Origin of the sequence: Kosakonia radicincitans DSM 16656 (assembly GCF_000280495.2) — a bacterium.
Taxonomy (GTDB): domain Bacteria; phylum Pseudomonadota; class Gammaproteobacteria; order Enterobacterales; family Enterobacteriaceae; genus Kosakonia; species Kosakonia radicincitans.
Genome location: NZ_CP018016.1, coordinates 219,409 through 243,018, shown reverse-complemented (window position 1 = coordinate 243,018; position 23,610 = coordinate 219,409). Strand labels below are relative to the sequence as shown.

Below are 23,610 nucleotides of genomic sequence, written 5' to 3'. Positions count from 1 at the left end.
AACGTCCTATGTTACATTTGTTTGCTGGCCTGGATCTTCATACCGGGTTATTACTCTTGCTTGCTCTGGTTTTTGTTCTGTTCTACGAAGCAATCAATGGCTTCCATGACACAGCAAACGCCGTGGCAACCGTAATTTATACACGCGCTATGCGTTCTCAGCTGGCGGTTGTGATGGCGGCGGTGTTTAACTTCTTCGGCGTTTTGCTGGGCGGGTTAAGCGTTGCCTATGCAATTGTGCATATGTTGCCAACCGATCTGTTGCTGAATGTCAGCTCCGCGCACGGCCTGGCGATGGTCTTCTCCATGCTGCTGGCGGCGATTATCTGGAACCTTGGTACCTGGTATCTGGGTCTGCCGGCTTCCAGCTCCCACACTCTGATTGGCGCGATTATCGGCATTGGTTTAACTAATGCGCTGATGTCCGGTACTTCAGTAGTGGATGCCTTAAATATCCCGAAAGTGCTGGATATCTTCGCCTCCCTCATCCTTTCGCCGATTGTCGGGCTGGTAATTGCTGGTGGTCTGATATTTATCCTGCGCCGCTACTGGAGCAATACCAAAAAACGCGCGCGTATTCATATGACGCCAGCTGAACGCGAGAAGATCGATGGTAAGAAAAAGCCGCCGTTCTGGACGCGTATCGCCTTGATTCTTTCCGCTATCGGCGTGAGTTTCTCCCATGGCGCGAACGATGGTCAGAAAGGCATCGGCCTGATTATGCTGGTGCTGATTGGCGTTGCGCCTGCAGGCTTCGTGGTGAATATGAACGCGTCAGGTTATGACATCACTCGTACGCGTGATGCCGTCAACAACGTAGAAACTTACTTCCAGCAACATCCGGCGCTGCTGCAAAAAGCCACCGGCGTTGATCCGCTGATTCCGGCACCGGAAGAAGTGAACACGCAGCCTGGCGAGTTCCACTGCCATCCGGGTCGCGCAATTGTGGCGCTGGATCGTGCGAAGGTGATGCTGACCGGTATCGAAAACTACGAGCAGATTCCGCTGGAGCAGCGTAGCCAGCTGCGCCGTATTATGCTCTGCCTCTCCGATATTACGGATAAAGTGGCGAAGCAGCCGGAGATCAGCACGGACGACCAGCGTCTGCTGAAGAAACTGAAAGGCGATATGCTGAGCACCATTGAGTATGCGCCAATCTGGATCATCATGGCGGTAGCGCTGGCGTTAGGTATCGGCACAATGATCGGCTGGCGCCGCGTGGCGACCACCATCGGCGAGAAAATTGGTAAGAAAGGTATGACCTACGCTCAGGGAATGTCTGCGCAGATGACTGCAGCGGTATCTATCGGGCTGGCAAGTTATACCGGGATGCCGGTTTCCACCACGCATGTGCTCTCCTCTTCCGTGGCCGGGACAATGATTGTCGACGGCGGCGGTTTGCAGCGCAAAACCGTAACCAATATTTTGATGGCCTGGATCTTCACCCTGCCAGCCTCGATTATTTTGTCCGGCGCACTGTACTGGCTCTCGCTGCATCTGATTTAACGCAGCGCAGGCGCAATAAAAAAACGGGTCAGGAAACTGGTCCGTTTTTTTTATTCTCTGATTAGCGCACGCAGCGCTCAATGCCAAATCATCAACGCAATCAGGCTGATGACCACCAGACCACACAGCGAACTGGTTAAAATAAACTGGCGGCGAACGCGCTCACAGCGTCGGATGAATTCGTCATCATGGTGATCGCGGTAGCGCTGGGCATAGATATACCAAACCAGACGCATCTGCTTACTGGGCTGGCCGTGCGCGGTAAAAAAGCCGCCGCCATCCACGTACTGATAGAGTAAGGGATCACAACCACGAAGTACCACTAACAGCGCGCGTAGTGATGAGTAATAACGCGCCATGTTAACCAAACACACCACACATAAAGCCCAAAACAGCGCAACAGTGTTGATCACCATATCCCCTCCCCGGCGATCGCCCGCGGAGAAAGCCTCCGGAACGCTCGCGCCTGGATACCCAACCAAGTCTGACAACGAATAGTGTTACCAATCCCCGGACGGGAAGACAAGCACAGGCGGAGTCCCGCAATTGACCGCATTTCCTTACGCGGATAACTGGGGGACGCCGTCTGTTTCCGTACGGTTTATTTATAGTGTAGGAGATCCGTTTATTTTTTTACCACAAGCTTAATCACCATCAATGCATCTGGCTGTAAATATTGCTTAAGTGATTCGTGATCCAGGTTAATTGACGGTGTGAAAAGAGCGTTATAAGGTAGAAATATCTTCTGAAAAAGATCCTTAAGGCCGGGCGCTACGCTCACGTGAAACGCAGGATGCGGGCGCAGTGCAACTGTATCAGGGGCAATCACCCCGATGGTCATCGACAACTTATGGAAGGAGTACCACTATGGCTTACAAACATATCCTCATCGCAGTCGATCTCTCCCCCGAAAGCAAATTGCTGGTTGAGAAAGCAGTATCCATGGCGCGGCCATACAACGCGAAGATTTCCCTGATTCATGTCGATGTAAACTACTCCGATCTTTATACCGGTCTTATCGACGTTAATCTCGGCGATATGCAAAAACGCATTTCTGATGAAACTCACCAGGCGCTGACCGAGCTGTCCACTAACGCGGGCTATCCGATCACCGAAACTCTGAGCGGCAGCGGCGACCTGGGCCAGGTACTGGTTGATGCGATTAAAAAATACGATATGGATCTGGTGGTGTGCGGCCATCACCAGGATTTCTGGAGCAAACTGATGTCCTCCGCGCGCCAGCTTATCAACACGGTTCACGTTGATATGCTGATTGTCCCGTTGCGGGATGAAGAAGAGGATTGATATTCCCGCTAACAATTAACCGTTAGCCTGAACATAGCCCGGTACGCGCAACGCGACCGGGCTTTTTTATTCCCCGGAACCGGGGTAGATATCGAAACGATGGCTTTTGGTCACTACCGCCGACTGTGTGGCGACACCGGCCAGCGGCGGCGCGTAATCCGGGCGTTTCACCACTACACGCTTGATGGCAAGCTTGCGCGCAGGCTCCAGCAAACCATCGGCGTCAAGATCCGGGCCAACCAGCGACTGGAATACCCGCATCTCCTTCTTCACCAGCGCGCTTTTTTGCTTATGCGGGAACATCGGATCGAGATAAACCACCTGCGGGCGCGGCGTGATATCCGCCAGGCTCGTCAGACTGGACGCGTGAATCAGTTGCAGCCGTTCGCGCAGCCACGGGCCGATTTCCGCATCGGCATAGCCACGATGAAGACCATCCTCCAGCAGCGCAGCAACGACCGGGTTACGCTCCAGCATCCGCACGCGGCAACCCACCGAGGCCAGCACAAACGCATCGCGACCCAGCCCTGCCGTGGCATCCACCACCTCCGGTAAATAGCTGCCTTTGATACCAACCGCTTTGGCGACAGCTTCACCGCGACCACCGCCAAACTTACGCCGGTGCGCCATACCGCCCGCGACAAAATCGACAAAGATACCGCCCAGTTTCGGCTCATCGCGCTTACGCAGTTCCAGATGCGTCGGCGTTAACACCAGCGCCATCAGGTTATCGTCATCCGGCTCCAGCCCGAAGCGGGCCGCAAGAACAGATAAGGCGCCGTCTCCGGCGCCTGTTTCATCCAGCAAACAGATTTTCACTGCATCAGCCTTCGATACCGTAATGCTCAAGCATGGCGTCAATCTGCGGCTCGCGGCCACGGAAGCGTTTGAACAGCTCCATCGGCTCTTCCGAACCACCACGGGTCAGGATGTTATCGAGGAACGACTGCCCGGTTTCGCGGTTGAAGATGCCCTCTTCTTCAAAGCGGGAGAAGGCATCTGCCGCCAGCACATCGGCCCACAGATAGCTGTAGTAACCCGCCGCATATCCGCCCGCGAAAATATGGCTGAAGGCATGCGGGAAGCGGCCCCACGACGGCCCCGGCACCACGGCGACCTGACGTTTGATTTCGGCCAGCGTTTCGAGGATTTTTGCCCCCTGCTCCGGGCTAAATTCGGCGTGCAGACGGAAGTCGAACAGGCCGAACTCCAGCTGACGCAGGATAAACATCGCCGCCTGGTAGTTTTTCGCCGCCAGCATTTTGTCCAGCAACTCCTGCGGCAACGGCTCGCCGGTTTCATAATGACCGGAGATAAACGCCAGCGCTTCCGGCTCCCAGCACCAGTTTTCCATAAACTGGCTCGGTAGCTCGACCGCATCCCACGGCACACCGCTGATCCCTGCCACCCCGGCGGTTTCAACGCGCGTCAGCATATGGTGCAGACCGTGGCCAAACTCATGGAACAGGGTGATCACTTCGTCATGAGTGAACAGCGCCGGTTTGCCGTTGACCGGGCGGTTAAAGTTACAGGTGAGGTACGCGACGGGTTTTTGCAGCGAACCGTCGGCGCGGCGCATCTGGCCAACGCAGTCATCCATCCACGCGCCGCCACGTTTGTGTTCGCGGGCATAAAGATCGAGGTAGAAGCTGCCGCGCAGCTCGTTGTTCTCATCGTAAAGCTCGAAGAAACGTACGTCCGGATGCCAGACATCAATATCCTTGCGTTCTTTGGCGGTGATGCCGTAAATGCGTTTCACCACTTCAAACAGGCCGTTCACCGCGCGGTTTTCCGGGAAGTACGGACGCAGTTGCTCATCGCTGATGCTGTAGAGGTGCTGCTTCTGTTTTTCGCTGTAGTAACCGATATCCCACGGTTGCAGCTCATCAACACCAAATTCGGCTTTAGCGAAGGCGCGCAGTTGCGCCAGCTCTTTTTCGCCCTGCGGACGCGCACGTTTGGCAAGATCAGTTAAGAATTCCAGCACCTGCGCCGGGTTTTCCGCCATTTTGGTGGCCAGCGATTTAAAGGCATAGCTTTCAAAACCGAGCAGTTGCGCCAGTTCATGACGCAGCGCGAGGATCTCGGCCATGATCGGGCTATTGTCCCACTTACCCGCATTCGGCCCCTGATCGGAAGCACGGGTGCTGTAAGCGCGATACATCTCTTCACGCAGCGCCTGGTTATCGCAATAGGTCATCACCGGCAGATAGCTCGGGATATCCAGCGTCAGCAACCAGCCTTGCTGCTCTTTGGCTTCTGCCTGCGCTTTCGCCGCCGCCAGGGCGCTTTCCGGCATGCCGGAGAGTTCAGATTCGTCAGTGACCAGCTTGCTCCAGCCCATAGTGGCATCGAGCACATTGTTGCTGTAAAGGTTACCCAGTTCAGAGAGGCGTGAGGCGATTTCGCCATAGCGCTGCTGTTTCTCTTTTGGCAGGCCGATGCCCGACAGTTTGAAATCGCGCAGCGCGTTATCCACCGCTTTTTTCTCCGCCACGCTCAGCGCAGCGTAATGCGGGCCGTCACGCAGATCGCGATAGGCGTTGTACAGCCCTTCGTTCTGCCCGACCCAGGTGCTGTATTCCGACAGCAGTGGCAGCGTTTGTTCGTACGCTTCGCGCAGTTCCGGGCTGTTTTTCACTGAATTCAGGTGGCTGACCGGCGAGAAGAGACGGCCAAGGCGATCGTCCACTTCAGCCAGCGGCTGACAAAGATTGTCCCAGGAGTAGGGGCCGCCCTGCGCAACAACGCGTTCCACTGCGCTCCGGCAGTCGTCCAGCGCTTTGGTCACCGCAGGAACAACATGCTCAGGAAGAATTTTAGAAAAAGGGGGGAGCACAAAAGGCGTCAATAATGGGTTGGTCATAGCGCAGTCCTTGGTATGAAGTATTGGTTAAGAATGGGGCCAAGTCCCGCAGATTTCAATCCCGTGCGCTCCGCGTACCAGGGTATCGTTGCAATAAGCCACAACGAAGAAAACGCCCGGCGGCATTGCGCTCGCCGGGTATTACACACGCAAACCTCAGCGGGATTTATGCGCCATCTCATAGGCCGCAGACAGGTTCAGGCGCTGCCAGAAGCTCTGTTCATCGTTATCGCCAGAAAGCGGGTAACCCGCCGGTATCGCCGTTTTCACCATCAGCGCACGGCGCTGGCTGGCGGAAAGATTCGGCAACGCCGCTTCCAAAAGCACATCAGCCCCTTCCGGTACTTTCAGTTTTTTCTCTGTCCCTTTCTGCTGCGGCAAATTGTAAGTCATGGTGAAACGGTAGAAATCGCGCATTGCCGGGTCGCGATACGGATCGTCTTTCCCGGCGCTCTGCGCACATTGCGCAAGCGACGTGCCGCACTCTTTTTCCAGCGCGGCGCGAAGCTGGTCGCGGGCTTCATTGAACAGGGCACGGTATTTCGCATCATTCAGGTAATGTGCGACGTTACGCTCCGCCACCATCCTGGAACCGATGACATCCAGCGGATAGTGCACACCCAACACCACGCGGGAATAACCGTAGCGCGCACCGCGCGTCAGCAGTGCGTCAAAACGTTCCGGGATCATCTCCGCCATCAGCAACGAATCAGTATAACCGGTGTTGGTATGGCCGCTGGGGAACGAGCCACCATCCGCGGTATAGGCTTTGTTATCTTTCACCACCACGTCGTCCGGCACCAGGTGAATGCTGTTGTTCTGGATCAGGAACGGACGCTTATAGTCAAAATGCTTTTTCGCCGCGCCAGTACTCACTTCGCTGGCTTTGATTAACGCCGCCGCTTTGCCTAACTCGCCTTTGTCATAGGCAGTGAGAAAAGCGTTGCCCAGTTTTGGCCCCAGCGCATCGGCAATAAAATAGAGATAGCTGATTCCCTCAGCATCAGCCAGCGCCTGACGGCGCAAACCCTGCGTGGCATCGCGGTTAATCGCCTCAACGGTATGCAGATTGGTATCCAGCACCGGCTTTGGCAGAGCGCTAAAACTGGAGAGTAGCGCGATACCCGCCTGCTGATTTGCTTTAGTCTGGAAATCATAACCGCGCGCCTTCAGCCAGGCGCTATCCGCCTGTTTAGCGCTCTGCGCGGCGTGCTCCAGTTGATCGCGGGTCAGCGACGCAGCGTTACCCTGCAAGGCCTGGCGCAGCCCGGCCAGTGATTGTGCTTCCAGCGCAACATACGCCTGGCTGTCCGAGGCTGGCGTGGTGGTATTGGCAATATCGCGCGCCTGCACCAGCGGAATATCTTTTGCCATCGCCTGGTTAGCCAACAGCAGCGCGGCAGTTAAAAGAGTGAGACGGATTTTCATTTTTTATCCTTTTATTCAAAGAATTACCTTGCCTGAACCCGACGCTAGCGCGGCAGTTTGACATTTTCATGACACCGTTATGTTTTGAAACCTTTTCCGCTGAAATGAAACAAGCCCGCGGTGCAGCGGTAATCTGCGGCAATCTACGGTAAACTGTGCAGAATCTCGTTTATTTTCCGGAATCTCAGTCCCCATGCTCAGTTATCGCCACAGCTTTCACGCTGGCAACCACGCCGACGTCCTTAAACACACCGTTCAGAGCCTGATCATTGAAGCGCTGAAAGAAAAAGAGAAACCGTTTCTCTATCTCGACACCCATGCAGGTGCCGGACGCTATCAGCTCTCTGGCGAACATGCGGAGCGCACGGGCGAATATCTGGAAGGCATCGCCCGCATCTGGCAGCAGGACGATTTACCGGCCGAGCTTGAGCCGTACATGACTGCAGTGCGCCACTTCAACCGCGGTGAGCAACTGCGCTATTACCCGGGTTCACCGCTGATTGCCCGTGAATTACTGCGCGAGCAGGACAGCCTGCAATTAACCGAGCTGCACCCAAGCGATTACCCGCTGCTGCGCCAGGAGTTCCAGAAAGACAGCCGCGCCCGCGTTGAACGCGCCGACGGTTATCAGCAGTTGAAGGCCAAACTGCCGCCGGTTTCCCGTCGTGGTCTGATTCTTATCGACCCGCCGTATGAGATTAAAACCGACTACCAGGCAGTAGTGAGCGGTATTCTGGAAGGCCATAAACGTTTTGCCACAGGCATTTACGCGCTTTGGTATCCGGTGGTGCTGCGCCAGCAGATCAAACGCATGCTGCGCGATCTGGAAGAGACCGGCATTCGCAATATTCTGCAAATTGAACTGGCCGTGCGGCCGGACAGCGATCAGCGCGGCATGACGGCTTCCGGCATGATCGTCATTAACCCGCCGTGGAAGCTGGAAGCACAGATGAACAGTGTGCTGCCGTGGTTGCACAGCAAGCTGGTGCCGGCCGGTACCGGGCACACGCTGGTTCACCAGATCGTCCCGGAGTAATCGCAGCCATCGGTGGAACCTTTCGGATTGCGCGTTACAATCGCGACAATTTTCGACTTCGTTCAGGATTAAGGAAAAAACCATGAGCAAACATTACGACTACATCGCCATTGGCGGCGGCAGCGGTGGTATTGCCTCGATCAACCGTGCAGCCATGTACGGTCAAAAATGCGCGCTGATTGAGGCCAAAGATCTTGGCGGCACCTGTGTGAACGTGGGTTGTGTTCCGAAAAAAGTGATGTGGCACGCCGCACAGATCGCTGAAGCCATTCATCTCTATGGCCCGGACTACGGCTTTGACACCACCGTCAACCATTTCGACTGGAGCAAACTGGTTGCCAGCCGCAGCGCTTACATCGACCGTATCCATACCTCTTACGAGAACGTGCTGGGTAAAAATAACGTCGATGTGATCCGTGGTTTTGCCCGTTTTGTTGATGCCAAAACCGTGGAAGTGAACGGTGAAACGATCACCGCCGATCATATTCTGATCGCCACTGGCGGCCGTCCGAGCCACCCGGACATTCCGGGCTCGGAATACGGCATTGATTCCGATGGTTTCTTCGCCCTGCCCGCGCTGCCAAAGCGCGTTGCCATTGTTGGCGCAGGGTACATCGCCGTTGAGCTGGCGGGCGTGGTGAACGGCCTTGGAGCTGAAACACATCTGTTCGTGCGTAAACATGCGCCGCTGCGCAACTTCGATCCGCTGATCACTGAAACGCTGGTCGAAGTGATGGCGGCGGAAGGCCCGACGCTACATACCCACGCGATTCCGAAAACGGTAGTGAAAAACGCTGACGGCAGCCTGACCATCACCCTGGAAGATGACCGCTCGCAAACCGTTGATTGCCTGATCTGGGCGATTGGCCGTGAACCGGCGACCGATAACTTCAACCTTGCAGCCACTGGCGTGAAAACCAATGACAAAGGTTATATTGAAGTCGATAAATTCCAGAACACCAGCGTGCCGGGGATTTACGCGGTGGGCGATAATACCGGCGCGGTAGAACTGACTCCGGTTGCCGTTGCCGCTGGCCGTCGTCTCTCCGAACGCCTGTTTAACAACAAGCCGGATGAGCATCTCGACTACACCAATATTCCTACCGTTGTGTTCAGCCACCCACCGATTGGCACCGTCGGTTTAACCGAGCCGCAGGCGCGCGAGCAGTACGGCGACGATCAGGTGAAAATCTATAAATCGTCGTTCACCGCGATGTACACCGCCGTCACCTCTCACCGCCAGCCGTGTCGCATGAAGCTGGTCTGCGTCGGTCCGGAAGAGAAAATCGTCGGTATCCACGGTATCGGCTCCGGCATGGACGAGATGTTGCAGGGCTTTGCGGTTGCGCTGAAGATGGGCGCCACCAAAAAAGACTTCGACAACACCGTCGCCATTCACCCGACTGCCGCAGAAGAGTTTGTCACGATGCGCTAAGCATCAGCGGTAAAAACGACACACCAGAGAAGCCCCAAACGGGGCTTCTTTTTTTTCATCGGTGTCGCCTGCATCAGATGAGCGGAGAAATGCATATCACCAAGTCGGAATGTTGGTCAGAAAGCGAACCGTCACTGATGCAAGAAATCACCCACTTTTTTAAGAAGCAAGCTGAACCACAAAACGTGTCACGCGGGCAGCCTCAATAAATGGCTGGCGATTCCCCAGCGCATCACCCGACAAGATTTCTCCTCTATCGCCAGCAGCGAAAAGCTGGCATTCGGGTGGTGGTAACGCGCAACATTGCTCAGCGAGTTTTCCATCAGTTGCGCAATAACCGCCTGAATCACATGACCATGCGAGACCAGTGCCACTGTTTCCTGCGAGCAAATATCCGGCAATCTGTGCAGAAAAGTGAGTAGCCGCTGCACCGCCTGCGCCAAAGATTCGCCCTGCGGCGGACAGAAATGTTCATCATCGATAAACGGCGGATATGCGCGCTGTATTTCGCTCAGACTGCGACCTTCAAGCTCGCCAAAATGTTGCTCCTGTAGCGCGTCGTGCAACTGAAAATCGCAGGCGAAATGCGCGGCTATCCGCGCCGCCATCTGCTGTGCCCGGCCTGCCGGAGAGGAGATAACAGCGCCAGGCGTTACCTCCTCGGCCTGCAACCCGGCAATCAGTGCGTTGCACTCTTCCTGTCCGCGCAATGTCCACGGGCTATCGAGACGCCCCTGGATAATTCCGGCGCGGTTCCACTCGGTTTGCGGATGGCGAATTAAAAACACGTTCATTTTCGAAGCTCGCGGCTTATCGGCCTGAAATATTAAAAGGCAGGAAGTGGTTAACTCCCTGCCCTTAGGTACGTTTCCGTTATCAGTTCAGCAACTGAAGTAGATAACGGATCAATTCCAGCAGCGCGATTAACGCTCCCAGAATGATGATTGCTTTATCAATCACCCGTTTTCTCCATAAAACGGAGTGAGAACGCCGCTGCTTACTCGTGGACTGCCTGTCACAGAGGTTGATCTCAGTGTTAGTCAGAGACAGTTCTACTCCGGCCAGAGCACCCGATGCGGCACCACCCGTACATCCGGCCAGGACTTAAAAAGCGTAAAAGCGGCCCCGGAGTAGTCTTGTCACCAGCACTAACGGGCAGATTATAACCACCCTCAGGGCATCCGACGAGTTCAAAATTTGCTCGCTTATCCCCCTTGTTTTATACTGCAGCGGTTAGTCAGAGACAGTTCAAAACCGGCCAGAGCAGTTGGCTGTTCCGGATGTAAAAAAGCCGACCTCACCAGTCGGTTTTTTTTCGCCTGTAGATTCGCTAAACCCGCACCGCCTTCAACTCATTGATCAGCCACTGCACCGCAGGCTGATAATCATAAAGCCGGTGGGTAAGCAGCAGTAAATCGTAAGAGGGTGCGCCGTCCGGCAGCGCCATGATGCGCAGCGGCAGCATCTTTGCCAGCTCCTGGGCGATACGGAACGGAACGCACATCAAATAACCGGTCGCGACAGCCACACGTCCTCCAACAGCATAACTTTGCACTACCGTCGCCAGCGGACGGTAGAGATGCTGCGACAGCAGCCAGCTATCAATATGATCCGCGCCAGAGCTAACCGCCGGTAAATGGATTTGTGACTCGCTGACCAGATGTTTAAGCGTCAGGGTTTCCGGCAAATCGGTGCGCTCCATAGAAGCAATTGCCACGAAATGGTCGGAAATCAGCGGGTATCGATTAAAGTAGTGCGGAATATGCTGCACGGTATCAACGCCGATAAACGCGTCGAGTTGCCCTTTTTCTACCCGTTCAACCTTGATGGTTTCCGAAAGAATATCGACCGACAACCGCACATTCGGGGCGATGGTTTTAAAGCGGGCGGTCAGCACTGGCATAAACATAAATTCGAAGTAATCCACCGCGCCGATATAAAAAGTATGTGCATCGCGGGCGGGATCGAAGTGGCTTGGCCCGCGCGTGGCGGTATCCAGCTTGCTGAGCGCATTCTCAATCACCGGGATCATCATCGCTGCGTACGGCGTCGGCTCCATGCCGTTGCGCGTGCGAATAAACATTTCGTCTTTGAGCTGCTCGCGCAGACGGTTCAACGCATGGCTAAACGCAGATTGTGAAAGATTGGCCTTCTGCGCCGCCCGGGTCACGTTTTTCTCTTTCGCCAGGATCGGCACCAGCCGCAGCAAATTCAGATCGACCACTACTATGCACCCTTTTCATGTTTTCATGATAACAATACATTTTATGCATAACGAAGATCGTTGCTATAGTTTGCAGCAAAAGAAGTGCGGATGATTTGCACTGTCTGAACCGAGACCAACGGGAGAGAATTGATGAGAAATGTAACTGTTGCCGCGACCCAGATGGCTTGCACCTGGGAACTGGAAAAAAACGTACAGAACGCGGAACGTTTAGTTCGCGAAGCGCACCGCCAGGGCGCACAGGTGATCCTGATCCAGGAGCTTTTTGCTGCCCCTTATTTCTGCATCGATCAGAGCCCGGAGCACTATGCGCTGGCGCAGGAAGTCGCAACCAGCCCGCTGATTAAGCATTTCTCAGCACTGGCGAAAGAGCTGGAAGTGGTGCTGCCGCTGAGCTTGTTCGAAAAATGCAATAACGCGTACTACAACTCGCTGGTGATGATCGATGCCGACGGCAGCGTGCTGGACACCTACCGTAAAACCCATATTCCGAACGGTCCGGCTTACCAGGAAAAACAGTTCTTCATCCCTGGCGATACCGGATTCAAAGTCTGGAACACCCGCTACGCCAAAATCGGCGTCGGCATTTGCTGGGATCAGTGGTTCCCGGAAACCGCGCGTTGCCTGGCATTGCAGGGCGCAGAGCTGATCTTCTACCCGACCGCGATCGGTTCTGAACCGGCCTACCCGGATATCGACAGCCAGCCGCACTGGACCCGTGTTCAGCAGGGCCACGCTGCCGCCAACGTCATTCCGGTGATTGCCTCGAACCGTATCGGCACCGAAGCCAGTAAATACATTGAAGGCCTGGAAATGACCTTCTACGGTTCTTCATTCATCGCCGATCAGACCGGTGAACTGGTAGCGCAGGCCAATAAAACCGACGAAGCGGTGCTGGTGCACACCTTCGATCTGGATGCCGTTGCCGCGCAGCGCGCCTCCTGGGGTCTGTTCCGCGACCGCCGCCCGAACATGTACGGCGCGATTGCGACCTCTGACGGTAGCGTGAGGAGCTAAGCGATGGCGCAGCTGACCACGCCCGTAAAAGACGGGTTCGCAATGCCGGCAGAGTGGGCGCCGCATCAGGCTGTGTGGATGATCTGGCCTTATCGTACCGATAACTGGCGCGCCAATGCTGCACCAGCCCAGCAGGCGTTTGCGGCCGTGGCAAAAGCGATTTCCCGCAATACGCCGGTCATCATGGGCGTTCCTGTGGTCGAAATGGCGAAAGCGCGCAGCACCATGCCAGCGGAAGTGACGCTGATTGAAATGGAGAGCGACGACGCCTGGATGCGCGATACCGGCCCGACCGTAGTGCTGAATCAGGCGGGCGAACAGCGCGGTATTAGCTGGACGTTCAACGCGTGGGGCGGCCTGAACGGCGGGCTTTATGCCAGCTGGGATCGCGATCAGTTAGTGGCAGGCCATGTGGCGAATTACCACCAAATGCCATGCTACAACACGGACTTAGTGCTGGAAGGCGGCTCCATTCACGTTGACGGTGAAGGCACCCTGCTGACCACCGCCGAGTGTCTGCTGAACCCGAACCGCAACCCGAATCTGAGCCAGGCGGAGATCGAGCAACAGCTGCGCGATTACCTTGGCGTGTCACAAATCATCTGGTTGCCGGAAGGCGTGTTTAACGATGAGACCGACGGTCACATCGACAATATGTGCTGCTTCGTGCGCCCCGGCGAAGTGGCGCTGCACTGGACTGATGACCAGAATGACCCGCAGTACGCCCGCTCCGCAGCGGCGTTGCAGGTGCTGGAAAACACCAAAGATGCACAGGGTCGTACGCTGAAAGTGTGGAAAGTCCCGTCGCCGCCGGCGCTGTACGCCAGTGCGGAAGAAACCAATGATGTGGAAAAAGGGACGGCGATTGAGCGCCACGAAGGCAATCGTCTGGCGGGTTCCTACGTCAACTATCTGGTCAGCAACCAGCAGATTATCTATCCGCAGTTGCACCCGGCCACCGATGGCGCGGCGCAGGCGCTGTTTGAGGAGATGTTCCCGGATTTCGTCATCACTGGCGTTCCGGCGCGCGAAATTCTGCTCGGCGGCGGCAATATTCACTGCATCACCCAGCAAATCCCGCGTTGATCCACAGCCCGGCGGTGAACGCCGCCGGGTGTTTTACAGCGTGCGCGACATCCGAATGTACTGCACCTCTTTTTTATAAAACGTCTCACCCTCTGGGGCAAAACCGAAGCGCGTATAAAACCCTGCCGCCGAAGTTCTGGCGTCCAGAGTGACCGTTTTCACCCCGTCCTGCATCAGCTTATCCAGCACCGACTGAAACAGAAAACCGCCAAACCCCTGCTGCTGATACGCCTGCAAAGTGGCGAATTTGCGGATCTGGCAACGCTTCTCGCCGATGATGAACACCGACAGGCAACTCACCACCTGAGCATTGAACAGCGCGCCAAAATGTGCGGCGCTTTCGTCGCCCTCCACGCGTGAAGCATTGCGCTCCAGATGCGGCCACAGTACCGCCTGGCGAATATCCAGACATTGCTCTAACGTAATAGTGGCGAAATTCACGGGTTCTCTCTCCCTTTAATGGGGCTTCCGGGCAATGTAAGCGTGCAGGGGCGATTATTCATAAATCGTTGCAAATTGATTACTCTGAAAGCCGCCGCTGCGTTATCCGATCCGTTTTCCAATTTTAATAAAATTAATCAATAGGTTGCTTAATTTTTGCTTGCGCGTAACGGGAAACAAAACGTGATCTAACGCACATTTCATCCCCCAGAGATCGAAGCGAATGTCTACGCTTTATAGATAGCCGGGACACACCCGTCATTTTTTACGACGACATCCGGAGGCCAGAGCCACTATGTTCAACCAGAAACTACAAAGCGCAGAAAACGTCGAGTTTATCATCGAAGAAGAGCTTCTCTATGAAACCGATCCGTGCGAGTTAAAACTGGATGAAATGATTGAAGCGGAGCCGGAACCCGAAATGATCGAAGGGCTGCCGGCGTCCGATGCGCTGACGCCTGCCGATCGTTACCTTGAATTGTTTGAACACGTGCAGTCGTCACGTCTCTTTGCCGACAGCAAAACCTTCCCCGACTGTGCGCCGAAACGGGATCCGCTCGACATTCTGATTCGCTATCGCAAAATTAAACGCAAACCCGAGTTCGACCTGAAGCAGTTCGTGAAAGCGCATTTCTGGCTGCCGGAAAACACGACTAAAGAGTATGTTTCCAATCCGGAGCATTCGCTGAAAGAGCATATCGACAATCTGTGGCCGGTGCTGACCCGCGAGCCACAGGATCATATTCCGTGGTCATCGCTGCTGGCGCTGCCGCAGGCATACATTGTGCCGGGCGGTCGATTCAGAGAGACCTACTACTGGGACTCTTACTTCACCATGCTGGGGCTGGCGGAGAGCGGCCGTGACGATCTGCTGCGCTGTATGGCCGATAACTTCGCGTGGATGATCGAACGCTACGGCCATATTCCGAACGGCAACCGGACTTACTATCTGAGCCGTTCGCAGCCGCCGGTTTTCGCTCTGATGGTGGAACTGTTCGAAGAGGATGGCGTGCGCGGCGCGCGGCGCTACCTTGAACATCTGCTGATGGAGTACGCTTTCTGGATGGATGGCGCGGAATCGCTGGTGCTGAACCAGGCTTACCGCCATGTCGTGCGGATGCCGGACGGTTCGCTGCTTAACCGTTACTGGGACGATCGCGATACGCCACGAGACGAATCCTGGCTGGAGGACGTGGAAACCGCCCGCCACTCTGGTCGCCCGGCGAATGAAGTTTATCGCGACTTGCGCGCAGGTGCCGCCTCCGGCTGGGATTACTCTTCCCGCTGGCTCCGTGACGCGCACCGGCTGGCGAGCATTCGCACCACGCAGTTTATTCCCATCGATTTGAACGCCTTTCTGTTCAAACTGGAAAGCGCGATCGCCAATATTTCCGGGCTGAAAGGCGATCGCGAGCGTGAAGCGGAATTCCGCCAGAAAGCGAGCGATCGCCGGGCGGCGGTTAACCGCTATCTGTGGGATGAGGAGAATGGCTGCTACCGCGATTACGACTGGCGCCGAGAAGAGATGGCGCTGTTCTCCGCCGCCAGTATCGTGCCGCTGTACGTCGGTATGGCGACGCATGAACAGGCGGATCGGCTGGCGGAATCGGTGAAAAATCGTCTGCTCACACCTGGCGGCATTCTGGCGACGGAATATGAAACTGGCGAACAGTGGGATAAACCCAACGGCTGGGCGCCATTACAGTGGATGGCGGTGCAGGGCTTTAAGCTTTACGGTAACGACGCGCTGGGTGACGAGATCGCCCGCAGTTGGCTGAAAACGGTGAATCACTACTACCAGAATCACCACAAGCTGATCGAGAAGTACCATATTGCCAGCAGCACACCGCGCGAAGGGGGCGGGGGGGAATACCCGTTGCAGGACGGTTTCGGCTGGACAAACGGCGTGGTGCGCCGGTTAATCGGGCTGTACGGCGAGCCGTAATGCTCGCCGCCTTTCGTTAATTGCGCCATCGGGCTAAACGCCTGATGGCGCTTCGCTTATCAGGCCATCTTAATTGATGGCGTTATAAATGGCGGTCTGAATATCCGCCCACTTACGGTTTTCGTCACCCGGCTCTGCCTGGTAACGCAACTGCGCCTGTTCCATCTCATAACGCTGACGCTCAACCACCGGTTTTATGGTGCAAAATGCCCGTAAATAACTTTTCCCGATCGATGACAACCCCTTGTTATTCACCGCCATTTCATGGGTCAACGTGCTGATAAACCGACGGCAGGGGCGACTCTCATCCATTTGTATCCGGTAACGCAGCAGCATATCCAGCACCTCGGTATAATTGGCCGCCACCGCCTGCTCCGTCCACGACAGTTTCCAGTTCATTCCGGTACGCAAAAACAGCGACACCACGCGCGTATCGTTACGATCGATTGCCGCGCGGAAGTTGTTCTCGTCGCGCGGCAGCCCCATGCGGCTCAGCTCCTCTTTCGGCGAGATTTTTTCCTTATCCTGCGAAATGGGCACCGTAATGCCACTGCCGCGCGCCATCGGTGCCTGAACATCACTGAGGAACAGCCAGAAGCCGCCAATCGCCACGATCAGCGCCACCACGGCCACCGAACCCCATAACATGCTGACAAACAGCTGCTCCCGCTCTTCACGGCTACGTACCGGGCGTTTAGCCGGTCTGTCGATACTGTCACGCATTGGCATCGCATCACCTCCTGCGGCGCGGTCTTTTTTCCGCGCCTGCTCCCAGAAAGCGTCTAAGTTATCGCCCGCCTCGCGCAATATTTCAGCGGGATTAGTTGTGGTGCGCCCCTCTTCCCATGCGCGTTGTACCGGCCCCGTAATCTGCGGATAGTAGCTATCCAGTAAACTGAGTTGACTGGAGGTCAGCGGCTGTCCCGCCACGACCAAAGCGCGCATGTGCCGCACATCGTCGAGGAACGTGTGCAACGTTTTACGCGTTTCCAGATACAGGTTTAATACCGCGTTATCGTTAAACAAACGGGCGTAATGCTGGCTGAACTCTTTTTTATCCACCAGCAACAACGCCAGCTCGCTAAAGCGCATCCCGCTCAAAACATCGTCGCGATCGCCCAGCCGCAGCCAGCGGCGCACATGATCGGCGCCAAACTGCATTTTCAAATGGTTACGCAGTCGTTCCGTATCCGGCCACGCCTGCGCCACCAGCGAGGTGATCATTATCTCCAGCGCGCGCAGTTGCTGCTGAGCGCGCTGCTGCTGGTTCTCCTCCACTTCGAGCGACGTGCTGTAGCTGAGTAACGGCTGCCGGGTACGCAGATTTTCCAGCGCACTAACAAAGCGGAGCGCGGCAATCAGTTGATTTTCCGTCACGTTCTGCCCGCTCTCATAGCGCGGGACAAGCTGCTGCAAATGACGGAGCTGCAAAGTGAACTGTGTTAATTCCGCATCGTTGAGTTTAAGTCGTTTAGCCACCGCGCCCCAGCCACCCATACTCAGGCGCGCAATATCAAGTTGTTCTAAAAACCAGCGCGGATCTTTACCCTCGTCGAAACGGACATTCAGTAATAACAGAATTTCGACGGACGCCTGGCGAATCACGGCAATGCATTTTTCAAACTGTTCACCCGTATTAACAGGGGCGTTACTTGTCATTATTTTCCTTTAAGTACAACTTAAGAAATAATTATCTGGCCAATGTCAGCGCTGAATTTTTTCTTTAATTACGTGTAGTTAAAAGATAGACCACTTAAGGATTATGATCAGTGATACTGGTTTCAACGCCTAAAAAAAAACGGCTGGAGACATTCATCATGCTTATATTTCATACGCCCAGACTGACCTGTTCGCCGCTGTCTGAAGAGGACTGGCCCTTTTTTCTTGCGCTGCAACAGCACCCCGATGTGATGCGTTACGTTTCGGATACCCGCAGTGAACAGGAGATCCGCGCGGCGTTTGACGCCCGTCTGCCTGAATGGCACCCCGGCAGCCCGCACTGGCTCTGTTTGCTGGTACGCGATAACGCCACCAACGCGCCACTGGGAGTGACCGGCTATATCCACCGTGAGGATGATTGCGCCGAAGTGGGGTTCCTGTTTGCGCCGCAAGCGCAGGGCAGAGGTTACGGCCAGGAATCCCTTACCGCCCTGTGTCATTACGCGTTTAACCAGGGCGGTATTCGTCGGCTGGTCGCCACAGTTACCGCCGGGAATCTGGCTTCGCGCCGTTTACTGGAAAAAACAGGGTTTGTACTGGAAGGTGAACTGCGGGAGGCCTGGTGGCTGGCGGGAGCGTGGCATAACGACTGGCTGTTTGGCTTACTGCGCCATGAATATACAGAAAAAGGCTAATTTATCAGCACATCGCACGCCCTTCTGCCAGGCTTAAAGACGTGTTCCGGCAACTGACAGGAGAAGTTATGAAGAAAACTGTGCTCACCCTCTGTGTAGCAACACTGTTCTCCATGACGGCATTCGCCGAAGATTCACCCGGCCTGAAAACCGATAAAGCCCCGCCGCCGCCACACAAAATGGAGGATGGCTACCGTGGAATGGAAGATGCGCGAAGTTCCACCATCAAAGACGTAAAAGCCATGCATGACGGCGCATCCGTCTCGCTACGCGGCAACCTGGTGAAAAAGGAGAGCGAGGATCGCTACCTGCTTCGCGATAAAACAGGCGAGATAAACGTAGTGATTCCGCTGGCGCTATTTGACGGCAAATCCGTATCGCCGGATGAACTCGTCGGTATCAGCGGCTCGCTGGATAAAAAGCAGCAGCCCGCGTTTATCCGGGTTACGCATTTTCAGAAACAGTAGCCAATGCGCGCCCGGCAGCCAGAAGCCCGCCGGGCGTCGTTATTTTACAGGAACATACCGCCAGAAACTTCCACGCGCTGCGCGTTCATCCAGCCCAGCTCATCGCTCAGCAACGCTGCCATCGCATCGCCAATATCGTCCGGCAGACCTACGCGCCCTAGTGCGGTTTGCGCAGCGATATACTGATTAATCTGCTCATTATCACGCACCTGGCCGCCGCCAAAATCGGTTTCGATAGCGCCCGGCGCGATGATATTCACTGCAATTCCGCGCGCGCCAAGCTCTTTTGCCTGATAACGGGTCAATACTTCCATCGCCCCTTTCATTGACGCATAAACGGCATATCCTGGCTGGCAAAAACGCGTCAGGCCGCTGGAAACATTAAGAATGCGACCGCCATTTTTCAGCAGCGGCAGCAGATTCTGCGTCAGGAAGAATGGCCCTTTCATGTGGATGTTCACCAGTTGGTCAAACTGCGCTTCGGTGGTTTCAGCAAACGCCGCGCGAATGCCGATTCCGGCATTGTTCAATAAATAATCGAACGTCTCACGCTGCCAGACCTGTTTCAACTGTTCATGGACTTCATGGGTAAAGGCAGCAAAACTCGAAATATCGCCGACGTTCAATTGCAATGCTACAGCTTTTACACCTTTTTGTTCAATTTCGCGTACGACTTTCTGTGCTTCTTCGGCATTGCTGTTGTAGGTCAGGATAATGCCCGTTCCCTTCGCTGCCAGCTTCAGGGCCGCATTTTTACCCAGCCCACGGCTGCCACCTGTCACTAATGCAATAGGTTGTGTCATAAGGAACCTCGTTTTCGCTGATGTAGAGAGTGAGAAAAGCTTATTAACTGAGACAGAAACAATAAAGATGCTAAATTAAGCTTCACTGTTTCGCTCACGACAACAATAGAGTGTCAACATGGATAAAATTTACGCAATGCAACTGTTCATCCGCGTCGCGGAACTGGAGAGTTTTTCCCGGGCGGCGGATTCAATGGGATTACCTAAAGGTAGCGTATCTCGCCAGATTCAGGCGCTGGAAACCCATCTCGGCACCCAGTTGTTGCACCGCACCACCCGCCGGGTACAGCTCACGCAGGACGGCATGGTCTATTACGAGCGGGCAAAAGATCTGTTAGCGAATATGGACGAGCTGGACGGCCTGTTTTTGCACGACCCTTCCAGCATCAGCGGGCGATTGCGCGTGGATATGCCGGTCGGTGTGGCGAAGAATCTGGTGCCGCGCTTGCCCGCTTTCGTGCAGCAGTACCCCGGTATTGAACTGGAGTTGAGCAGCAGCGATCGGCTGGTGGATATCATCCGCGAAGGCTTCGACTGCGTGGTACGCGTTGGTACGCTGAAAGATTCCGGCTTAATCGCCCGCCAGCTGGGTCGGTTATCGGTCATTAATTGCGCCAGCCCCGATTATCTGGCGCGTTTCGGTTACCCGGAAAATCTGGATGATTTGTCCTCTCATGCGTTGGTGCATTACACGGTGAATCTCGGTACGCGTCCGCAAGGTTTTGAAGTCTGGCAGGATAAGCAGACGCGGTGGGTAAAAACCGGCGGCATTCTGACAGTCAACAGCACCGAAACCTATCAGGCCGCCTGCCTTGCCGGGCTGGGGATTATTCAGGTGCCTCGTATCGGCGTGCGCGAAGCGCTGCGCGCCGGAAAGCTGGTAGAGATCCTGCCGCAATATCGCGCCGAGCCGATGCCGGTCTCGCTGATTTACCCGCACCGCCGCAATCTCTCCCGCCGCGTACATCTGTTTATGGAGTGGCTGGTGACAGCGCTGAAAGATTATGTCGATTAGCGCCAGGCTATAATTTCCGTTACAGACATATTCAGGAGAAGGAAAAAAGCGCTGATGACGCCGGAAAATCATGAAAAACGCCCGACGCAAGACCTCGACTATGAACCCGTAAGGAAAATGACGGAACAGCCTGCACAGCAGAAGAACGCCACGGAAGGAAAAGTCAGCAGCACGCTGGCGACGGTGACCAGCACGGCGCAAAAACTCCAGCGCCTTCCCGTCATCGCGCACCTGATCCGCGCCGCAGAACGCTTTAATGATCGTATGGGAAACCAGTTTGGCGCGGCCATCACCTACTTCTCTTTTCTGTCGATGATCCCGATTCTGATGGTCTCGTTTGCCGCCGCCGGGTTTGTGCTGGCCTCGCATCCAACATTGTTACAGGACATCTTCGACAAAATTGTGTTGAGCGTCAGCGATCCGACCATGGCGGCAATGCTGAAGAACACCATCAATATTGCCGTACAACAGCGCACTACGGTGGGGATTGTCGGGCTGGCCATCGCCCTCTACTCCGGCGTGAACTGGATGGGCAACCTGCGCGAGGCAATTCGCGCCCAGTCGCGCGATGTCTGGGAGCGTAATGCCCAGGACGCGGAGAAAATCTGGGTGAAATATTTCCGCGACTTTATTTCGCTGATTGGTCTGCTGATAGCCCTGATTATCACGTTGTCGATCACCTCGATTGCTGGCTCAGCGCAGCAGATGATTATCTCGGCGCTCTATCTCGACAATATCGAGTGGCTAAAACCGGCCTGGCGGCTGATTGGCCTGGTGATCTCGATATTCGCCAACTATCTGCTCTTTTTCTGGATTTTCTGGCGCTTGCCGCGTCATCGCCCGCGCAAAAAAGCGCTGATCCGCGGCACCTTTATCGCTGCCATTGGTTTTGAGGTGATCAAAATCGTAATGACCTGGACGCTGCCATCGCTGGTGAAATCGCCCTCCGGCGCGGCGTTTGGTTCAGTCCTTGGGCTGATGGCGTTCTTCTACTTCTTTGCCCGCCTGACGCTGTTTTGCGCCGCATGGATTGCCACTGCGCAATACAAAGGTGATCAGCGCATGCCGGATAAAACCCGCCACTAAATTCGCGATCGGGCTGAGTGAAAATGTAAAATATCAGCCCGTTCTCGCTTTTTAGCATGAAAATCCAGGCCGTAACTTTTATTTAACCGAAAACCAGTTTTATTCACTAATTTATAAAATATGTGAAGCATTTCATGGAAGAGAAATCGCACGTGTGAAAATTATCCGCTTTTTGCGTATTTTTCATGCGATCTGCCGTTTTGTTACAGATTGAAATGTCGCTTTTGCTGTGGCTAATATGGCTGTTCGTTCGCGCAAAAATAAGAAAATTCTATGCAAGCTACAGCTACCACTTTCGACAACGAGCAGGAAAACCCACCGGTAAACTCACGCAATAAAGTCGTCGTTGCTTCTCTGATCGGCACCGCCATCGAGTTCTTCGACTTCTATATTTACGCAACCGCTGCGGTGATTGTATTCCCGCATATCTTCTTCCCGCAGGGCGACCCAACGGCAGCCACGCTGCAATCGCTGGCGACCTTCGCCATTGCCTTTATCGCGCGTCCGATCGGCTCTGCAGTGTTTGGCCACTTCGGCGACCGCGTTGGCCGCAAAGTGACGCTGGTGGCATCGCTGCTGACCATGGGCATCTCTACCGTGGTGATCGGCCTGCTGCCGGGCTACGAAACGATCGGCGTAATGGCGCCGTTGCTGCTGGCGTTGGCCCGTTTTGGCCAGGGTCTGGGGCTTGGCGGCGAGTGGGGCGGCGCAGCGCTGCTGGCCACGGAAAACGCCCCGCCGCGCAAACGCGCGCTGTACGGTTCTTTCCCGCAGTTGGGCGCGCCAATCGGCTTCTTCTTCGCGAACGGCACGTTCCTGCTGCTCTCCTGGCTGCTGACCGACGAACAGTTTATGAACTGGGGCTGGCGCGTACCGTTTATCTTCTCTGCGGTACTGGTGCTGATCGGCCTGTATGTACGCGTTTCGCTGCATGAAACGCCGGTGTTCGCCAAAGTCGCAGCAGCGAAAAAACAGGTCAAAATTCCGCTGGGTACGCTGCTGACCAAACACGTCCGCGTGACGGTGCTGGGTACCTTTATCATGCTGGCAACCTACACGCTGTTCTACATCATGACGGTCTATTCAATGACGTTCAGCACCTCGCCGCAGGGGCTTGGCATGCCGCGTAATGAAGTGCTGTGGATGCTGATGATGGCAGTGATTGGCTTCGGCGTGATGGTGCCGGTGGCGGGCCTGCTGGCCGATGCGTTTGGCCGTCGCAAAAGCATGGTGATCATCACCACGCTTATCATTCTGTTCGCGCTGTTTGTCTTCCCGCCGCTGCTGGGTTCCGGTAACCCGGCGCTAGTGATGACTTACCTGCTGATTGGCTTAAGCCTGATGGGGCTGACTTTCGGCCCGATGGGCGCACTGCTGCCGGAACTGTTCCCGACCGAAGTGCGTTATACCGGTGCGTCATTCTCCTATAACGTGTCGTCCATTCTCGGCGCGTCCGTGGCACCGTATATCGCCACCTGGTTGCAGGCGAATTACGGCCTGATGTATGTCGGGTTCTACCTGGCGGCCATGGCGGGGTTAACGCTGATTGCACTGCTGCTGACCCACGAAACTAAACACCAGTCGCTGTAATCCTTTC

General features: G+C 55.3%; 23 protein-coding genes. 12 read left to right on the top strand and 11 right to left on the bottom strand.

Annotation, left to right across the window (positions count from 1 at the left end; genetic code table 11):
- Window positions 1–8: 8 nt before the first annotated feature.
- Window positions 9–1,505, top strand: a complete 1,497-nt coding sequence (gene pitA, locus Y71_RS01115) for an inorganic phosphate transporter PitA (protein WP_007369619.1) — start codon at window positions 9–11, stop codon at window positions 1,503–1,505.
- A 77-nt stretch (window positions 1,506–1,582) separates the two neighbouring features.
- On the opposite strand, the gene uspB is transcribed toward pitA, so the two are convergent.
- Together uspB and Y71_RS01105 are read right to left on the bottom strand one after the other, a co-directional pair.
- A complete protein-coding gene (uspB, locus tag Y71_RS01110) occupies window positions 1,583–1,918 on the bottom strand; it encodes a universal stress protein UspB (RefSeq protein ID WP_007369618.1) in 336 nt (111 codons plus the stop codon).
- Between the two features lie 212 nt (window positions 1,919–2,130).
- On the bottom strand, window positions 2,131–2,346 hold the full coding sequence (locus Y71_RS01105) for a hypothetical protein (RefSeq protein ID WP_035886712.1): 216 nt from the start codon (window positions 2,344–2,346) through the stop codon (window positions 2,131–2,133).
- Between the two features lie 26 nt (window positions 2,347–2,372).
- Between Y71_RS01105 and uspA the strand changes: the two genes are divergently transcribed.
- Window positions 2,373–2,810, top strand: a complete 438-nt coding sequence (gene uspA, locus Y71_RS01100) for a universal stress protein UspA (RefSeq protein WP_007369617.1) — start codon at window positions 2,373–2,375, stop codon at window positions 2,808–2,810.
- A gap of 66 nt (window positions 2,811–2,876) precedes the next feature.
- On the opposite strand, the gene rsmJ is transcribed toward uspA, so the two are convergent.
- The 3 genes from rsmJ to Y71_RS01085 all read right to left on the bottom strand — a co-directional run bounded on the left by rsmJ (window position 2,877) and on the right by Y71_RS01085 (window position 7,104).
- Complete coding sequence (gene rsmJ, locus Y71_RS01095) at window positions 2,877–3,629, bottom strand: 16S rRNA (guanine(1516)-N(2))-methyltransferase RsmJ (RefSeq protein WP_007369616.1); 753 nt, start codon at window positions 3,627–3,629, stop codon at window positions 2,877–2,879.
- 4 nt (window positions 3,630–3,633) lie between these two features.
- Entirely contained in the window at window positions 3,634–5,676 is a 2,043-nt protein-coding gene (gene prlC / locus Y71_RS01090; protein WP_007369615.1) for an oligopeptidase A, read from the bottom strand.
- Between the two features lie 156 nt (window positions 5,677–5,832).
- Window positions 5,833–7,104 carry an acid phosphatase gene (locus tag Y71_RS01085; RefSeq protein WP_007369614.1) on the bottom strand — a complete coding sequence of 424 codons (1,272 nt, stop codon included), beginning with the start codon at window positions 7,102–7,104 and terminating at the stop codon, window positions 5,833–5,835.
- A 193-nt stretch (window positions 7,105–7,297) separates the two neighbouring features.
- Between Y71_RS01085 and Y71_RS01080 the strand changes: the two genes are divergently transcribed.
- Window positions 7,298–8,140, top strand: a complete 843-nt coding sequence (locus Y71_RS01080) for a 23S rRNA (adenine(2030)-N(6))-methyltransferase RlmJ (RefSeq protein ID WP_007369613.1) — start codon at window positions 7,298–7,300, stop codon at window positions 8,138–8,140.
- A gap of 82 nt (window positions 8,141–8,222) precedes the next feature.
- Window positions 8,223–9,575: a glutathione-disulfide reductase gene (gene gorA, locus Y71_RS01075; RefSeq protein WP_007369612.1), complete on the top strand. Its 1,353-nt coding sequence runs from the start codon at window positions 8,223–8,225 to the stop codon at window positions 9,573–9,575.
- 188 nt (window positions 9,576–9,763) lie between these two features.
- Here the strand turns inward: gorA and Y71_RS01070 are convergent, their stop codons facing one another.
- The 3 genes from Y71_RS01070 to Y71_RS01065 all read right to left on the bottom strand — a co-directional run bounded on the left by Y71_RS01070 (window position 9,764) and on the right by Y71_RS01065 (window position 11,799).
- Entirely contained in the window at window positions 9,764–10,369 is a 606-nt protein-coding gene (locus Y71_RS01070; RefSeq protein WP_007369610.1) for a histidine phosphatase family protein, read from the bottom strand.
- Between the two features lie 82 nt (window positions 10,370–10,451).
- Window positions 10,452–10,535, bottom strand: coding sequence for a damage-inducible type I toxin DinQ (gene dinQ, locus Y71_RS29860; RefSeq protein ID WP_143091372.1), 84 nt, complete (start codon window positions 10,533–10,535; stop codon window positions 10,452–10,454).
- 370 nt (window positions 10,536–10,905) lie between these two features.
- Window positions 10,906–11,799 carry a LysR family transcriptional regulator gene (locus tag Y71_RS01065; RefSeq protein ID WP_007369609.1) on the bottom strand — a complete coding sequence of 298 codons (894 nt, stop codon included), beginning with the start codon at window positions 11,797–11,799 and terminating at the stop codon, window positions 10,906–10,908.
- A gap of 132 nt (window positions 11,800–11,931) precedes the next feature.
- Between Y71_RS01065 and aguB the strand changes: the two genes are divergently transcribed.
- Together aguB and aguA are read left to right on the top strand one after the other, a co-directional pair.
- Window positions 11,932–12,816 carry an N-carbamoylputrescine amidase gene (aguB, locus tag Y71_RS01060; RefSeq protein ID WP_007369608.1) on the top strand — a complete coding sequence of 295 codons (885 nt, stop codon included), beginning with the start codon at window positions 11,932–11,934 and terminating at the stop codon, window positions 12,814–12,816.
- 3 nt (window positions 12,817–12,819) lie between these two features.
- Window positions 12,820–13,902 (top strand): agmatine deiminase, encoded by a 1,083-nt coding sequence (aguA, locus tag Y71_RS01055; RefSeq protein WP_007369607.1) that lies wholly within the window; start codon window positions 12,820–12,822, stop codon window positions 13,900–13,902.
- A gap of 33 nt (window positions 13,903–13,935) precedes the next feature.
- On the opposite strand, the gene Y71_RS01050 is transcribed toward aguA, so the two are convergent.
- Window positions 13,936–14,343, bottom strand: a complete 408-nt coding sequence (locus tag Y71_RS01050; RefSeq protein ID WP_007369606.1) for a GNAT family N-acetyltransferase — start codon at window positions 14,341–14,343, stop codon at window positions 13,936–13,938.
- Between the two features lie 295 nt (window positions 14,344–14,638).
- Between Y71_RS01050 and Y71_RS01045 the strand changes: the two genes are divergently transcribed.
- Window positions 14,639–16,288: an alpha,alpha-trehalase gene (locus Y71_RS01045; RefSeq protein ID WP_007369604.1), complete on the top strand. Its 1,650-nt coding sequence runs from the start codon at window positions 14,639–14,641 to the stop codon at window positions 16,286–16,288.
- A 69-nt stretch (window positions 16,289–16,357) separates the two neighbouring features.
- Here the strand turns inward: Y71_RS01045 and Y71_RS01040 are convergent, their stop codons facing one another.
- Window positions 16,358–17,947 carry an STY4199 family HEPN domain-containing protein gene (locus Y71_RS01040; protein WP_007369603.1) on the bottom strand — a complete coding sequence of 530 codons (1,590 nt, stop codon included), beginning with the start codon at window positions 17,945–17,947 and terminating at the stop codon, window positions 16,358–16,360.
- Window positions 17,948–18,105: 158 nt separating this feature from the next.
- Here Y71_RS01040 and Y71_RS01035 point away from each other — a divergent pair, with 158 nt between their 5' ends.
- Together Y71_RS01035 and Y71_RS01030 are read left to right on the top strand one after the other, a co-directional pair.
- Window positions 18,106–18,642, top strand: a complete 537-nt coding sequence (locus Y71_RS01035) for a GNAT family N-acetyltransferase (protein WP_007369602.1) — start codon at window positions 18,106–18,108, stop codon at window positions 18,640–18,642.
- 68 nt (window positions 18,643–18,710) lie between these two features.
- A complete protein-coding gene (locus Y71_RS01030) occupies window positions 18,711–19,109 on the top strand; it encodes a YdeI family stress tolerance OB fold protein (protein ID WP_007369601.1) in 399 nt (132 codons plus the stop codon).
- 44 nt (window positions 19,110–19,153) lie between these two features.
- Here Y71_RS01030 and Y71_RS01025 read toward each other — a convergent pair whose 3' ends face one another.
- Window positions 19,154–19,912 carry an SDR family NAD(P)-dependent oxidoreductase gene (locus tag Y71_RS01025; protein ID WP_007369600.1) on the bottom strand — a complete coding sequence of 253 codons (759 nt, stop codon included), beginning with the start codon at window positions 19,910–19,912 and terminating at the stop codon, window positions 19,154–19,156.
- Between the two features lie 118 nt (window positions 19,913–20,030).
- Between Y71_RS01025 and Y71_RS01020 the strand changes: the two genes are divergently transcribed.
- From Y71_RS01020 to Y71_RS01010, 3 genes are all read left to right on the top strand, one after another.
- The gene (locus Y71_RS01020; RefSeq protein ID WP_035941981.1) at window positions 20,031–20,927 is read left to right on the top strand and encodes a LysR family transcriptional regulator; all 897 of its coding nucleotides are present in this window, start codon (window positions 20,031–20,033) and stop codon (window positions 20,925–20,927) included.
- 54 nt (window positions 20,928–20,981) lie between these two features.
- Window positions 20,982–22,013, top strand: a complete 1,032-nt coding sequence (gene yhjD / locus Y71_RS01015) for an inner membrane protein YhjD (RefSeq protein ID WP_007369598.1) — start codon at window positions 20,982–20,984, stop codon at window positions 22,011–22,013.
- A 273-nt stretch (window positions 22,014–22,286) separates the two neighbouring features.
- Window positions 22,287–23,603, top strand: a complete 1,317-nt coding sequence (locus Y71_RS01010; protein ID WP_007369597.1) for an MFS transporter — start codon at window positions 22,287–22,289, stop codon at window positions 23,601–23,603.
- Window positions 23,604–23,610: the final 7 nt, after the last annotated feature.